The 14,127-nt window shown below is 71.7% G+C and carries 12 protein-coding genes; 6 read left to right on the forward strand and 6 right to left on the reverse strand.

What is annotated here, in order from left to right:
- Positions 1-28: 28 nt before the first annotated feature.
- A complete protein-coding gene (locus tag HNR30_RS07180) occupies positions 29-898 on the reverse strand; it encodes an alpha/beta hydrolase (protein ID WP_220133188.1) in 870 nt (289 codons plus the stop codon).
- A gap of 215 nt (positions 899-1,113) precedes the next feature.
- On the opposite strand from HNR30_RS07180, the gene HNR30_RS07185 reads away from it, so the two are divergent.
- On the forward strand, positions 1,114-3,369 hold the full coding sequence (locus tag HNR30_RS07185) for a helix-turn-helix domain-containing protein (protein ID WP_181608827.1): 2,256 nt from the start codon (positions 1,114-1,116) through the stop codon (positions 3,367-3,369).
- 261 nt (positions 3,370-3,630) lie between these two features.
- On the opposite strand, the gene HNR30_RS07190 is transcribed toward HNR30_RS07185, so the two are convergent.
- The 5 genes from HNR30_RS07190 to HNR30_RS07210 all read right to left on the reverse strand — a co-directional run bounded on the left by HNR30_RS07190 (position 3,631) and on the right by HNR30_RS07210 (position 9,367).
- Complete coding sequence (locus tag HNR30_RS07190; protein ID WP_181608828.1) at positions 3,631-4,857, reverse strand: cupredoxin domain-containing protein; 1,227 nt, start codon at positions 4,855-4,857, stop codon at positions 3,631-3,633.
- A 50-nt stretch (positions 4,858-4,907) separates the two neighbouring features.
- On the reverse strand, positions 4,908-5,480 hold the full coding sequence (locus HNR30_RS07195) for a hypothetical protein (protein ID WP_181608829.1): 573 nt from the start codon (positions 5,478-5,480) through the stop codon (positions 4,908-4,910).
- Positions 5,477-7,006, reverse strand: a complete 1,530-nt coding sequence (locus HNR30_RS07200; RefSeq protein ID WP_181608830.1) for an MDR family MFS transporter — start codon at positions 7,004-7,006, stop codon at positions 5,477-5,479. Before HNR30_RS07200 ends, HNR30_RS07195 begins: the two co-directional genes overlap by 4 nt.
- 102 nt (positions 7,007-7,108) lie before the next feature.
- A complete protein-coding gene (locus tag HNR30_RS07205) occupies positions 7,109-8,422 on the reverse strand; it encodes an FAD-binding oxidoreductase (RefSeq protein ID WP_181608831.1) in 1,314 nt (437 codons plus the stop codon).
- Positions 8,423-8,473: 51 nt separating this feature from the next.
- Positions 8,474-9,367 carry a PaaX family transcriptional regulator gene (locus HNR30_RS07210; protein ID WP_181608832.1) on the reverse strand — a complete coding sequence of 298 codons (894 nt, stop codon included), beginning with the start codon at positions 9,365-9,367 and terminating at the stop codon, positions 8,474-8,476.
- 116 nt (positions 9,368-9,483) lie between these two features.
- On the opposite strand from HNR30_RS07210, the gene HNR30_RS07215 reads away from it, so the two are divergent.
- From HNR30_RS07215 to HNR30_RS49965, 5 genes are read left to right on the forward strand one after another with little or no spacing between them, the layout of a single operon-like run.
- On the forward strand, positions 9,484-10,515 hold the full coding sequence (locus tag HNR30_RS07215; protein WP_181608833.1) for a sugar ABC transporter substrate-binding protein: 1,032 nt from the start codon (positions 9,484-9,486) through the stop codon (positions 10,513-10,515).
- A complete protein-coding gene (locus tag HNR30_RS07220; protein ID WP_181608834.1) occupies positions 10,515-11,975 on the forward strand; it encodes a sugar ABC transporter ATP-binding protein in 1,461 nt (486 codons plus the stop codon). The genes HNR30_RS07215 and HNR30_RS07220 overlap by 1 nt, the downstream gene beginning before the upstream one ends.
- Positions 11,972-12,979, forward strand: a complete 1,008-nt coding sequence (locus HNR30_RS07225; RefSeq protein ID WP_181608835.1) for an ABC transporter permease — start codon at positions 11,972-11,974, stop codon at positions 12,977-12,979. Before HNR30_RS07220 ends, HNR30_RS07225 begins: the two co-directional genes overlap by 4 nt.
- Positions 12,972-14,003 carry an acyl-CoA dehydrogenase family protein gene (locus HNR30_RS07230; protein ID WP_181608836.1) on the forward strand — a complete coding sequence of 344 codons (1,032 nt, stop codon included), beginning with the start codon at positions 12,972-12,974 and terminating at the stop codon, positions 14,001-14,003. Before HNR30_RS07225 ends, HNR30_RS07230 begins: the two co-directional genes overlap by 8 nt.
- Positions 13,919-14,110, forward strand: coding sequence for an acyl-CoA dehydrogenase family protein (locus HNR30_RS49965; RefSeq protein ID WP_220133189.1), 192 nt, complete (start codon positions 13,919-13,921; stop codon positions 14,108-14,110). The genes HNR30_RS07230 and HNR30_RS49965 overlap by 85 nt, the downstream gene beginning before the upstream one ends.
- The last annotated feature ends 17 nt before the right edge of the window (positions 14,111-14,127 follow it).

Here is a 14,127-nt window from a genome sequence, read left to right on the forward strand (position 1 = left end):
GTGACGCTTCCTTGTGGTGTGGTGCGGGTCAGAACCCGCAGGCCGATGATGGCGGGAGGAGGGTGCCGCCTGGAAGGAGATCCGCCGCCTCATGTTCGCCGTGGCCGGCGTGCCTGAGCGCCCAGTCCAGGGCGTGGTCGGCGACCTCGTCCCAGCCCTGCTGGGCGGGGATCAGATGGGAGCGGCCCGGAAACTCGACCACGTCGGTGATCGTGTCCGGCGCCCTGTAGTGCCTGGCGTTGGAGCGCTGGATCTGCGGCGGCATGAGGTTGTCGTGCTCACCGGAGATGAACAGCAGCGGCTTGCGGGCGTTGTTGTGGTAGTCGACGTAGGTGTCGTCCTTTCCGGGGTGGATGTTGGCCAGGGCGCTGCCCCAGAAGATGTGGCCGGAGGCCGGGACGTGGTAGCGCTCGTAGGCGGCCCGCGCCTCGCTCTCGGGGAAGGTGCTGGTGAAGGCGTAGCGCCAGTGCTCGTAGTCCAGGCCGACCGCCTGGTGCCGGTTGGCGGGGTTCCCGAGCATCGGGAAGGTGGCCTTGACCTGCGAGAGCGGGATGACCTTCACCCCTTCGGCCGGGGCTGAGCTGACCGCCACGCCGGCCGCGCCGTACCCGTGGTCGAGCAGGATCTGGGTGAACACCCCGCCGGCGGAGTAGCCCATGAGGATCGGCGGCCGCTCCAGGCCGCCGACGAGCTTCTCCAGGGAGTCGATGATCTGCGGTACGGTGACCCGCTCGATGGGCGTGGGGTCGGCGTTGAGCGCTTCGACCTCGACCTCGAAGCCGGGGTAGGCGGGGGCGAGCACCCGGAACCCCTTGGCCTCGTAGTGGGCGACCCAGTTCTCCCAGCTGCGCGGGGTGACCCAGAAGCCGTGGATCAGAACGATCGTGTCGGGTTTCACCGGGTTCTCCTGGCGGGTTGAGGTGTGGGCGGCGAGGCTCCGTCGCCGGCGGTCACGTACGGCATGTCGGATTCCCTTGCTTGACGTGGGCTTCGTGGTCTTCATCCAAGTCGCGCATGTGTGGCGCGACCATGCAGAACCGCACGCAGAAGTAGCCCCGATCCACGATCCGGACACGTCGCTCCGCAACCGGTTCGAGCCAGTAGATTCGACGCATGGTCAGCCAGTTCGGTCTGCTCTTGCGGCGCGTGCGGCAGGACGCGAAGCTGACGCTCGAGGAGCTTTCCGTCGCGTCGGGCGTGAGCGCGCGGGCGATCAGCGACATGGAGCGCGGCCACAGCCGCGGCCCGCAACGGCGTACGGTCGAAGCCCTGGCCGACGCCCTCAAGCTCGACACCGGCCAGCGGGCCGCGCTGACCGCCGCCGCCAGGGCGGGCCGTCCGAGGCCGGCCGGCCCCGCGCCCGGTTCGTGCGAGCTGCCGCGCGGCGTCGGCGACTTCACCGGGCGAGCCGCCGAACTGCTCCAGCTGCGCCGGCTGGCCGAGCAGGCAGGCTCCCCGGCCGCGAGCGTCGCCACCGTCTCGGGCACCGGCGGGATCGGCAAGACCGCCCTGGCCGTGCACGCGGCCGGGCAGCTGGCCGCCCTGTTTCCCGACGGCGGCTACTACCTCGACCTGCGCGGCATGGACGCCACGCCCCTGCCTCCGGCGGTGGCGCTGGCGCGGCTGCTCAAGGCGCTCGGCGTCCCGGAGAGCGGGATCCCAGGCGAGGAGGAGGAACGAGCGGGGCACTACCGCGCGCTGCTGCGCGAGCGCAGATGCCTGATCGTCCTGGACAACGTCGCCCACGAGAGCCAGGTCCGCCCGCTGCTGCCGCCGGACGGCGCCACGATGGCCATCGTCACCAGCCGCAGGACCCTCGCCGGGCTGGAAGGCGTGCGGCAGGTCCCGCTGGCCCCGCTGTCCGGTGAAGAGGCGGCCGGCCTGCTGCGCACGATCGTCGGCGAGGAACGTTCCAGCTCGGATGCGGCCGGTCTGACCAGGCTGGCCGAACTCTCCGGCCACCTGCCGCTGGCCGTACGCATCGTCGGCAACCGGCTGCAGAGCCGGCCCGGATGGACGCCCAGCCAGCTGGCCGGACGGCTCGACGACGAGGAACGGCGGCTGGAGGCCCTGGCCGCCGGCGACCTGGCCGTCGCCGCGGCGTTCTCGTTCTCCTACGAGCAGCTGTCCGGTACGGCACGGCTGGTCTTCCGGCGCTTGGCGCTCGCCGCCGCACCGGACTTCGGTGTCCCGCTGACCGCGATCCTGAGCGAGATGGAGCCGGAGGAGGCCGAGGACGCGCTGGAGGAACTGGTCGAGCTGGGCCTGCTGCAGTCGCCGTACCTCGCCCGCTACCGCTTCCACGACCTGGTCCGCCTCTATGCCCGCGCCCGGCTGGCCAAGGAGGACTCGATCGAGGCACAACACGGTGCGCGCCGGCGCATGGAGAGCTGGCTGCTGGACGTGGCGGTCGTGGCCGGGCGCTGGTTCGAGCCCGGGTACGGCAAGCCGCCTCCCGGCTGGCGTTCCCTGATCGAGCTCGGCAGCCGGGAGGAGGCCGGCACCTGGCTACGGGAGGAGGGGACGGCCTGGCTGGAGGCGCTGCGCTCGGCGGCGCGGCGGGGCGAGCACGCGACCGTCGTCGAGGTGGCCGAGTCCATGCACTGGTTCTCCGACCAGTGGATGTTCTGGGGCTACTGGCGCGAGATCTTCGAGCTGTCCTCCGGCGCGGCGCGGGCCATGGGCGACCGGCTTCAGGAATCGGTGCATCTCGGCTACCTGTCGTGGGCGCTGGTCTTCTGCGAAGCCCGCCCGGCGGAGGGGCGGACGGCCGCGTTGCGGGCAGCGGAGCTGGCACGGGCCGTGGGCGACGTACGCCAGGAGGGCTGGGCCCTGCTCTACGCCGCCTGGGCCGAGCAGCCGGAGACGTCGAGACAGGAGAACGCGCTGGAGTACGCCCGCCAGAGCGCAGACCTGCTGCGCCGGGCCGGAGACCCGGAGGGCTACCCGCAGGCTGCCACCACGGTGATGGTGTCGCTGGGCCGGCTGGGGCGGATGGAGGAGGTGCTGGAGCACGGCCGGGCGTGCCTGGCCACCCTCCGGGATCCCGGCTACGGCGGCGATCCGGCCATCATGGCCTACAGCATCGGCGTAACCCTTCACGACATGGGACGAGCCTACGTCCGTATGGAACGGTGGGAGGAGGCGATCGACACCATCCAGCAGGCGCTGCCCGAACTGAGCGCGCACCCCATCGCCGTGACCCTGGGGTATGCGCACCGCAACCTGGGAATCGCGTTGGCCAGGACGGGCCGCTCCGGGGAAGCACGCCAGGCTTTGGAGGAGGCGCGGCGGATCCTCGAAGCGACCACCGAGACCGAGGTCGTGGCCGAGGTGCTCCAAGAGCTGGCCGGCCTGCCCGAGCGGTGAACGCATCCAGCGACGCCGGCGTCCCGACGGTAACCCTCCTCGCCGAACGCCTGCGCAGCGCGCACGGCGGGCTGGTCCGACGGTGCGGGGCGACCACATGCGTCCGCCAGCAGCACGTCTGAGCGTCGGCGCGAGGCCTGCGTGCGCCGCGACAGGTTCGCGAGCTCGGGCCGTGTCGCGGGTGGCCCGTCCCGCGGCGAGGCAGCGCGGTCATCATTGCTCCGCGGGATCATGGCACAGGCCGCCACCGAATAGAGCGCGCTAGCGGATGATCAGCGTGCCGTGCATGCCGACGGCGCGATGGACGGTGTCGGAGCAGTAGAACTCATACGTCCCGGCCCGATCGGCCGTGAAACCGCCCACGGCCGTCTCGCCCTTGTCCGCCTGGACGAACGCGCCCAGTTCCTCAAGGGTGAAGTTGTGCGGGATGTCGAGCGAGGTCAGCTCCACCGCCACGTGCTCGCCCACCCTGGCCTCGATCTCGGCGGGCTCGAAGGAGAACGAACGGCAGGAAACAGCGACGCGCCGGGCACCTTCACGCACCGGTGAGTTGGCGCGGGCCATCTTCCTGAGGTTCATCGTCCCCACCGTGCGCCGGGCCATCTCGCCGGGAGGGACGACGCCGGTGGGGTCGCAGGCGATGGAGAGCTGGCCCGCGTCCGGGAAGGACGCCGTCATGATCCCGCCGAACTCGAGCGGTTCGAGCCTGAGCAGTCCCGTCTCGACGCCGTATTCGATGACCTGGTGGTGGTTGAGCCTCACCCAGTGCTCGCCGATGCGGATGCGGTGGGCGAGCGGCGCGTCCGGGATGCTGTCGGGCGGGCACGGATCGGTCAGGACGTTGCCGTCGTCGCCCTTGGGCCCGCGCAGGACGAAGAAGCCGAAGCTGTTGTGCGGGCGGTTGCCGGGATGGGTGTCGGTGGTGTTCTGGTGGGGGATCAGCGTCTTGGTTCCGGAGGCGGTGGGCACCTGGCGGACGGGGGAGCTGAGCGCTTGGTGCTCGACCGTGCCGGTGATGTAGGTGCGCAGCGAGGGCAACTCCGGTGAGGGGTCCGCGGGGCCGGTGCCTCCGTAGTACTCGGGCAGGATGATGTGGTGCACGAGGGGCATGCCCAGGTACCAGCCGTAGATGGCACGCTCGCCCGGGTCGGGAGCGGTGGCGGGCGCGGACTCGATGCGGGTGGCGACCGAGAACCGCTCCGGGGCGACGGGTGAGACGGTGAAGACGTCCTCTCCGGTCTCCGTCAGGCTGAGCAGTCCATGGCGCAGGCCGTACTCGATGACGGCGTGGTTGTCGAGGGGGACCGTGATCTTCCCCATGGGGATGGCGGTGGGCTCGACGCGGAACCGCCGCAGCACGGCGGCGCCGGACGGGATGCGGTCGAGGACCAGCCGCCCTCCCGTGTCGAAGAGGCGGGCGGAGTCGTGTGCGGTTCCTGCCGCGGGATTCAGGCTGACGGGCAGGCCGAGGTGCCAGGCGGTGTGCATGCTGCTCCTGGATGAGGGCCGGGACGATCACGCCCCGGCCACGAGAGGGGTTACTTGTGCTCGATCCAGCCGACGCCGCCCCAGCCGATGTCGGTGGTGGCGAGCAGGCCGGCGTCGAGGCCCAGCTGGATGATCTGGCCGCTGGTGAGCGGGAACCAGGCGTGCCCGAGCTTGACGGAGTAGGCGAGAGGCGCGCCGGCCAGGCTGCCCTCGGGCATGGGGCGGGTCTTGACGTTGCCGGCGGTGGCGTTGGGGCCGGGGATGATCATCTTTCCGTAGCCGTCGACGATCGACAGCGTCCAGGAGGGCCAGACGTGGTCGTGGTCGGGCATGTAGCCGACACCCGGGATGGGCAGGCCGGGGGCGAACGGCGTGTCGGTGACGTTGCCGACGAGGTAGATCGTCATGTCGGGGCGCTCGGGGGCGGGGGCACCGGGTCCGGAGCCGAACGGGGCGGGAATCTGGGCGTAGTGGTCGACGACGTAGCCGCCGAACCAGCCGTTGCGGTGCTCGTCGAAGGTGCAGCCGGGGTTGCCCGGCGGGCAGGCCTGGGCCGGGGCGGCGGTGACGCCCAAGGTCACGGCGAGGGCGAGCGCCGCCAGTAAGGACGACAGGGTTCTCATACGAGGTTCTCCTCGGGTTCGGGGTCGGTCACGGGGATCTCCTTGAGCAGCAGGGCGCCGATCAGGCACAGCACTCCCACGACCACGGCGACCAGGAAGGTGGCGGCGATGGCGTGGGCGAAGGTCTGGGCGATGCCCTCCTGGACCGGGGGCGGCATCTGCCGCAGGGCTTCCGGGCTGCGCTGCAGGAAGCCGATGTTGACGTCTGGCGGCAGCGATCCGGCGGGGACGAACTCGGTGAGGTGACTCTGCAGCCGGCTGGTGAACAGGGCGCCGAAGACGGAGACGCCGACGGCGCCGCCGAGGGCGCGGAACAGGCCCGCGGTGGCGGTGGCGCTGCCGAGGTCCTCGCGGCCGACGCTGTTCTGCACGACCACGGTGAGCTGGGCCATGCAGCCGACGCCCAGGCCGAGGATGCCCATGTAGACGGCGGCGGTGACGGGCGCCGTGCTCGCGTCCATCGTCGACAGCAGGTACAGCCCGGCCGTGATCCCGGCGGCCCCGGCGATGGGCCACAGCCGGTAACGGCCGGTCCGCGAAATCACGTGACCGGAGATGATCGAGGTGACGATCAGGCCGCCCATCAGGGGGAAGAGCAGGATGCCCGAGTTGGTGGCGCTGACGCCCAAGCCGATCTGCAGGAAGGTGGGCAGGTAGGACACGGCGGTGAAGTTGACCACGCCGACCAGCAGGATCAGGATCAGCGCCATCCGCGACACCGAGCCGGTGAACAGCCCGAGCGGGATGAGGGGTTCGGGCGCGCGGCGCTCGGCGACGACGAACAACGCCAGCAGCACGACTCCGGCCACGCCCAGCCCGAGGATGATCGGCGAGGTCCACGGGTACTGCTGGCCTCCCCACGAGGCCACCAGCAGCAGGCAGGTGAGGCCGGTCAGGCCCAGGGCGATGCCCGGCCAGTCGATCGTCCGCTCGACCCGCCGCGGCGGCAGCTTGAGCACCAGCGCGGTGACGATCAGCGCGGCCACGCCGAGAGGCAGGTTGATCAGGAACACCCAGCGCCAGCTGAAGGCGTCGGTCAGGTAGCCGCCGAGGAACGGCCCGACGATCGTGGCGACCGCGTACTCGGCGCCCAGGTAGCCCTGGTAGCGCGCGCGAGCCCGGGGCCGGACCATGTCGCCGACGATGGTGATCGCCATCGCGGTCACCCCGCCGCCGCCCAGTCCCTGAACGGCCCGCCCGGCGATCATCTGCGGCATGTCCTGGGCCAGCCCGCAGATCACCGAGCCCACGACGAACAGCAGGATGGCGGCCACCAGCAGCGGACGCCTGCCGTACATGTCGCTGAGCTTGCCGAACAGCGGGACGCCGACGGTGGCGCCGAGGAGGTTGGCGACGATCACCCAGGACAGCAGCGGCAGCCCCTGCAACTCGGTGATCATGGCGGGCAGGGCGTTGGCTACGGTGACGGAGTCGAGCGCGACGAGCAGCAGGCCGAGCAGGAGCCCGGCGAAGGCGATGAGGATCTCGCGGCGATTGAGCTCTTCACCGGGGGAGCCGGCGGTCATGCCGATCCCACCTTTCTGGTGTCGTGATGAAACCCCCCGAGCAAGCGCATCCTCCGGCGTGCCGGATCCGCTGTCAGCGACGGCGTTCCGGCAGCCGAAACGTCACGGCCGAATGTTCTGGGTGGAGCGGAAGAGGTTGTCCGGGTCGTAGTGCCGCTTGGCCCGCACGAGCCGGTCGTGGGCGGCCGGGCTGTAGGCGGCGCGCAACCGCTCGGGGCCTTCGTCCAGGCCGAGGTGGTTGACGTCGGGGCCGCCGGCGGAGACGCGGCTCAGCTCTGACCAGGTCTGACGCATCCAGGCGCGTTCGCGCGAGCCGTCGCCGGCGGCCCAGTTGGCGATGACCTCCAGCAGGAAGCCGGCGTGCCGGAAGGAGAAGGCGGTGTCGGGGCCGGTGGCGACCGCTCCGCCCAGGGGGCGCAGCAGCACCTCCGACAGGGGTGAGGGCGCCTCCGTCGCGGCGCGCACAGCGGCCGTGATCGCTTCGTCGTCGGGGCGGTTCAGCCATTCGGAGCGTACGTCCCACCGCAGGCCGTCGGGTGCGGCCTCGTCGGTCGAACGCTGGAAGAGCGGGAACGGCGTCGGCCGGATGAGATCGAGCACCGGTTCTCCGATGGCGCGCAGCCGTGCCATGACCGGTTCTCCCACGTCGGGGGGACCCGCATGGAGGGCCGTCACCAGCAGCACGGGGCGACCGGCGAAGGGCGGCGCCGTGAGCACGGTGGCGTAGCTGAGTTCGTCCGGCACCTCCAGGTCGATGATCTGGGCGATGACCTCCGCGGCCTGCTCGACCGGGTACATCAGCAGGCCCGCCTGCGGCTGCCAGTCCATCGGGTGGAGCCGGAAGTCGAAGCGGGTGACGACCCCGAAGTTGCCGCACCCGCCGCGGATCGCCCAGAACAGGTCGGGGTGATCCTCCGGGCCGACCTCCAGGATCTCGCCCTCGGCCGTGACGAGCTGCGCCGACAGCAGGTTGTCGGCGGCCAGGCCGTACGGGCGGCCGAGCCAGCCGAGGCCGGTGCCCAGCGTGAACCCGGCGAGGCCGACCGAGGAGACCGAGCCGCCGGAGGCGGCCAGGCCGTGCGGGGCGGTGGCGGCGTCGACGTCCCCCCACCGCAGCCCGGCCCCGGCGTGCAGGACCGAGCCCTCGATCCGGACGGAGCGCAGGCCACGCAGGTCGAGGACGAGCCCGCCGTCCACCAGCGCGTGGCCGGCGAAGTTGTGCCCGCCCGCGCGCACCGCCACGGGCAGGCCGCTCTTGCGGGCATGCCGTACGGCTGCCGCCACATCGGCTGCCGACCGGCACTTCACGATGGCCAGGGGCCTGCGGTCGACCGCCTGGTTCCAGATACCGCGGGCCGTGTCGAATCCTGGATCGGCCGCCTGCAGCACCTGTCCGGAGAATCCCTCGATGTCCATGGCGTCGGCAGCCTAGGCGCCTTGGCCGCGCAGGTCAGCGGCGGCGATCCGTCAGGTGGAACGCACGTACTCCAGCGCGGGCAGCTCCAGCCGCGCCCGCAGCTCGGCGAACAGGGCGGCGGCCGGACGCCCCGGCCAGTCGTCGGGCAGCAGTTCGGCGGGCAGCGCCGGGTCGAGGTAGGGGAACTTGCGCCAGTGGTAGATGGACAGGGTGTAGTCGACGAACGCCTGACGGCCGGTGGCCCGGCCCTCGGCGACGGGAGTCGCCCACTCCAGGAACTCGCGGTAGAGCGTGGCGAGCTCGTCGAGGTTCCACGCGCGGCGCACCAGTTGCGCGAGCTCCTCGAAGCCGGTGTAGGTGGCCTCGAAGGTCATCACGTACTGCTCGTAGCCGAGCTCCTCGATGGCCTTGGCCAGGTCGGGGGCGTTGCGGCGGGGCGCCATCCACAGGCCGTTGCCCAGCAGCCCGAAGCCCAGCCACGACAGCTTCGAGCGCAGGAGGTGACGCTTGGCCCGCTCTTGCTCGGGGATGGAGAACGACACCAGGACCCAGCCGTCGGCGAGCCTGGCGGGCAAGGAGTGGCTGAAGATGCGCTGGTCGGACTCGGCCAGCAGCGGCATGGCCTTGTCGGTCAGGCGCAGCCCGCGCACCCCGTGGCGGCGCTCGGGCTCCAGCAGGTCGCGCTCACGCATACGCGCCAGTGCCGAGCGGGTCGCGGGCTCGTCGACCCCGAGCTCGTTCATCAGCTGGACGAACTTGGCGATCGGCGCCCAGCCGCCCAGCGGACGCAGGTAGGCGCCGCAGACGTCCATGATCAGCATCCGGGGCTGGCCTCCCGCCGCGCTTCGCGGCGAGTCGGCCATCGACGGGGTCGCCCCGGTCCAGCCCTTGTCGTGGCGTTCGCCCATGCCGCTCCGTCCGGTCGCGCGAAGGGAAGTGGTCACGTTCCGGTGAGTGAAACGCTTCCGTCGCGCGTCGGTCCGGAGGGGAGCACTGTGCTGATCCCGTGACTTGTCGATTCTACGACGATCGTCGATCAACTGCCTAATCGAGGTGGCATATGAGGAGTCTCGCCCTCGCGGGCCTCTCCGCAGCCCTGCTGATCTCCGCCTGCGGCTCGAACGCCGGCCCGCCCGCCTCCACCGCCGCGGCGGCAGCCCCCGGCGGCGTGGGCTGTGCCGAGACCGACGGCAAGACGGTCGGCTTCAGCCAGCCGCTCGCCGACCCCAACTTCGCCGTCCTGGAGCAGATCGTCACCAAGGTCCTGGGCGACCACGGGGTGAGCGTCAAGTCGGTCAACGCCAACCTCGATCCCGGCAAGCAGATCGCCGACATCCAGTCGCTGCTCCAGCAGCAGGTCGCGGTGCTCATCGCCAATCCGGTCGACCCCAACGCCACCAAGCCCGTCTTCGACCGCGCCCGCCAGCAGAACGTGCCCATCGTGGCGCTGGACACCGAGATCGGCGGGCCGTTCTTCACCACCGTCAAGGACGACGTCACCTACGCCGCGGAGGAAGGGGCGCGGCTGCTGAAGGAGGCCGTCGGCGACGGAAAGGTCGCCGCCGTGTACGGCCCGCCGTTCGCCGAACTGCTCAACTGGGAGAAGGCCGGATTCGACAAGGCCGCCAGGGAATCCGGGCTCAACGTGGTCGAGACCGGCGTCAACCAGGAGATCACCCCGGCCAGGGCCAAGCAGCTCACCGACGCCTGGAAGCAGAAACACGGCGCCGGACTGAAGGGCATCTGGACCTTCAACGACGTCTCGGCGATCGGGGCCGCCTCGTCCACCGGAGGCGACTTCAGCCCGGTGATCGTGTCGATCAACGGACAGCCCGACGTGGTGCCGCTGATCAAGGCGGGCAAGGTGCTGGCCACGTTCTCGGTCCCCTACGAGAAGACCGGGCAGGCCATGGCCTACGCGGCGCTGCGGGCGCTGTGCGGTGGCAAGGTGCCCGACGTCATCCACATTCCGACCGCGAAGCTCGACAAGAGCAACGTCGGCTCCTACCGGCCACTCCAGGAACGGGTCGACGACGCGTTCGACATCGTCCTGGAGGAGCGGGACGGCAAGAGCTACGTCAAGGTCGGCTGATGCTGCTCCGGGTGACGGGCCTGTCCAAGCGGTTCGGCGCCACCCAGGCTCTGGACCGGGTCAAGCTGATACTGCAGGCGGGTGAGGTGCTCGCGCTCGCCGGGGAGAACGGCTCGGGCAAGTCCACCCTCTCCAAGATCATCGCAGGGGCGGTCCAGCCCGACGAGGGCACGATCGAGCTCGACGGCAAGCCCGTGAACTTCGCCGACCCGCGTGCCGCGCTGGCCGCGGGCGTGTGCATCGTCTCCCAGGAGCCCACGCTCGTCCCCCATCTGTCCGTGGCCGAGAACGTGCTCCTCACCCGCCTCGGCCGCCTGGTGAGCCGGGCCTCGCTCGCGCGCCGGGCCGAACCGCTGCTCCGCCGGGTCGGCCTCGACGTCGATCCGCTCCTGCCCCTGGCCTCCCTCGCGCCCGGCGACCGCGAACTGGTCGAACTGGCCAAGGCGCTCGGATCGCAGCCCAAGCTGCTGATCCTCGACGAGGCGACCGCGCGCATGCCCGATCCCTCGCGCCTGTTCGACGTCGTCGACCAGCTCAAGGCCGACGACGTCGGAGTGATCTTCATCAGCCACCGGCTACCGGAGATGCGCAGGCTCGCCAAACGGGCCACGGTGCTGCGCGACGGGCGCAACGCCGCGGAGCTCGACTGGCTGGCCATGACCGACCAGGGCATCGCCTCGGCCATGGTGGGCCGCGACTTCGGCGACTTCTACCACAAGGCCCAGGTGCCGATCGGCGAGGTGCGGCTGGAGGTGCGCGACCTGGTCACCCGGCGCTCGCCGTACCCGGTGACGTTCACGGTCAGGGCCGGCGAGATCGTCGGCATCGCCGGGCTGGTCGGCGCCGGCCGCAGCGAGCTGCTGGAGGCCATCGGCGGCGCGCACCCCGCGCGGTCGGGGCTGGTCCTCGTGGACGGCAGGCGGCGCAGGGTGCGCTCCCCGATCGAGGCCCACCGGGCCGGGATCGTGCTGGTGCCGGAGGATCGTCTGAGCCAGGCACTGGTGCCCGGCCACTCGATCCGCTCCAACCTGGCCATGCCGTGGCTTCGGGCGCTGGAGCGCACCGACCACGGACAGGAGGACCGCCGGGCCAGGCGCGCGATCGCCGCCTACGGCATCCGCTGCCAGGGCCCCGACCAGCCGATCAGCGGGCTGTCGGGAGGCAACGCGCAGAAGGTGGTGCTGGCCCGTGCGGTCGGCCAGGACCCCGGGGTGCTGCTGCTCGACGAACCCACGCGCGGCGTCGACATCGGCGCCCGCACCGACATCTACGAGATCGTGGCCGGTCTCGCCGCCCGTGGCGCCGCGCTGGTGCTGGTCTCCTCCGACCTGCCCGAACTGCTCGGCCTGGCCGACCGGATCATCGTGCTGGCCGACGGACGACCCGCGGGCGAGCTGACCCGCGAGGAGGCCACCGAGGAAGCCGTGGCGCTGCTGGCCCTCGGCGGAGGACAAGGATGACAGTGAAGACGATCACCGATGGCCCCCGGACGAGCGGGCCGGAGCGGGTCAGTCCCCGGCGGGCCGCAGCGGCGCAGTACACCGGGGTGCTGGCCGTCCTGGCGGCCCTGGTGCTGTGGTTCGGCCTCACCCAGGAGCCGTTCCTGACCGTGACGAACTTCGTCAACGTCGCCGAGACCAACGCGGTGCTGCTGATCGCCGCCACCGGGCTCACCTTCGTCATGCTGGTGGGCGGCATCGACCTGTCCATCGGCGGCATGGCCGCCTTCACCGCGGTGCTGCTGTGGGTGTTCCTGGCCGCGGGACTGCCAGGACCGCTCGCGGCCCTGCTCGCCGTCGCGGCGGCCTTCGCGGTCGGCGGCGCGGTCAACGGCGTGCTGATCGGCAAGGCAGGGCTGTCGTTCCTGGTCGTCACCATCGGCTCCTCCTCGATCCTGCGAGGAGTAGCCCAGATCGGCTCGGGCGGGCAGTCCCAGACGGTGTACACCTATCCGATCATGGTGGAGCTCGGCGCGGCCCGCCCCCTCGGCCTGCCGCTGACCGTGTGGGTGGCGGCGATCGTGTTCGTGGCCGCCCTGCTGGTGCTGCGCTACACCGGATTCGGTCGCATGATCTACGCCACCGGCGGCAATCCGGAGGCGGCCAGGCTCGCCGGCATCCCGGTCGCCCGCATCCGGGTGGCGGTCTACACGATCTGCGGCGGCCTGGCGGGAGTGGCCGCCGTACTCGATGCCGCCCGCACCACCTCGGCCTCGCCGCAGGCCGGCCTCGGCCTGGAACTCGTCGCGGGCGCCGCCGTGCTGCTGGGCGGCACGTCGTTCATGGGCGGGCGGGGGAGCCTGCTCGGCACGCTGCTGGGCGTGTTGTTCCTCGGCGTGCTCAGCAACGGCATCACGCTGGCCGGGGTGAGCGCGTTCTGGACCAACGTGGTCAGCGGCGTCGTGCTGATCGCCGCGATCGGCCTGGACCGGCTGCGGGTGATGAAGGAGCGCACCCGTGGATGAGCTGCGCGAGGCCGTACGAGAGTTCGCCGCCGACCACGTCGCGCCCCTCGGCGAGCATCCCCCGGCGGACCGCTTCCGCGCGGCCTTCGCCGCCGCCGCCCGCATGGGACTGACCGGCGTGCTCATCCCGCAGGAGTACGGCGGGGGCGGCGGCTCACAGCTCGACAACGCGGTCATCGCCGAGGAGCTGGGCGCGGTGGACGCCGGGTTCGCCGCCGCGCTCAACCTGTCCGCGACCGTCCCGGGACTGCTCCTGGCCGCCGGTACGGCAGAGCAGCGCGAACGGTGGCTGCCGGCGGCGGCCCGCGGCCTGATCCTGGCCGGCGCCATGAACGAGCCTTCGGTGGCCGGCTCCGAGCTGTTCAACCCGGAGCCGGGTCCGGAATCGGGTTTCCGGGCACGGGCGGTCCGCGTCGGCGACGGCTGGCGGCTGGACGGCGCCAAGGCACCGTGGGTGACGAACGCGGGCGTGGCCGACGCCTACATCGTGTTCGCCCGGACCGCTTGGGACCGGCCAGGCGCGACCTCCACCAGCGCCTTCTGGGTCCCCGCCGACGCGGAGGGACTGACCGTCGGGCCGCGCTCGGACCTGCTCGGGCTGCGGGGTGGACGGCACGCCGAGGTCGTCCTCGACGGCGTGCGGGTGCCCGATGACGCACTGATCGGACCGGAAGACGGCGCCCTGCCGCTGCTGGCGACCTCGACGCCCGGCATGGCCGTGGGCCTGGCCGCGGTCTTCGTCGGCGTGGCGCGGGCGGCACTCGAACAGACGCTGGCGTTCGTCCGCGAGCGCAGGAGCTGGGGCAGGCCGCTGATCGACCACCAGGCGGTGGCGCTCCAGGTCGCCGACATGGAGATCGAGGTGCGGCAGGCCCGGCTCCTCGTCACCGACGCCGCCGCCGTCGTGGATGGGGCACGGCTCAGGACGCGGCGGTCGCCGTGCCGGCGGCCAAGGCGCGGGCCGTCGAGGCGGCGATCGCCAACGCCTCACGCGCGGTCCGGCTGCACGGAGCCGCCGGGGTGACCAGCGGCGTCGGGCCGGAGAAGCTGCTGCGGGACGCCTGGACGGGGTACGCGTGCGACTTCACCGGCGACCTGCTGCGGCTGGGCATCGCCGCCGCCCTGCGCTGACCTCCCGCGCCGTTCAC

The sequence above is a fragment of the Nonomuraea soli genome, assembly GCF_013761175.1.
In the GTDB taxonomy this organism is placed as follows: domain Bacteria; phylum Actinomycetota; class Actinomycetes; order Streptosporangiales; family Streptosporangiaceae; genus Nonomuraea; species Nonomuraea soli.

Coding starts and splice junctions, on each gene's coding strand:
- HNR30_RS07190 (WP_181608828.1), bottom strand. CDS start 4,857: ATGCACACCGCCTGGCACCTCGGCCTGCCCGTCAGCCTGAATCCCGCG.
- HNR30_RS07220 (WP_181608834.1), top strand. CDS start 10,515: ATGCTGCTCCGGGTGACGGGCCTGTCCAAGCGGTTCGGCGCCACCCAG.
- HNR30_RS07225 (WP_181608835.1), top strand. CDS start 11,972: ATGACAGTGAAGACGATCACCGATGGCCCCCGGACGAGCGGGCCGGAG.
- HNR30_RS07200 (WP_181608830.1), bottom strand. CDS start 7,006: ATGACCGCCGGCTCCCCCGGTGAAGAGCTCAATCGCCGCGAGATCCTC.
- HNR30_RS07205 (WP_181608831.1), bottom strand. CDS start 8,422: ATGGACATCGAGGGATTCTCCGGACAGGTGCTGCAGGCGGCCGATCCA.
- HNR30_RS07215 (WP_181608833.1), top strand. CDS start 9,484: ATGAGGAGTCTCGCCCTCGCGGGCCTCTCCGCAGCCCTGCTGATCTCC.
- HNR30_RS07185 (WP_181608827.1), top strand. CDS start 1,114: ATGGTCAGCCAGTTCGGTCTGCTCTTGCGGCGCGTGCGGCAGGACGCG.
- HNR30_RS07195 (WP_181608829.1), bottom strand. CDS start 5,480: ATGAGAACCCTGTCGTCCTTACTGGCGGCGCTCGCCCTCGCCGTGACC.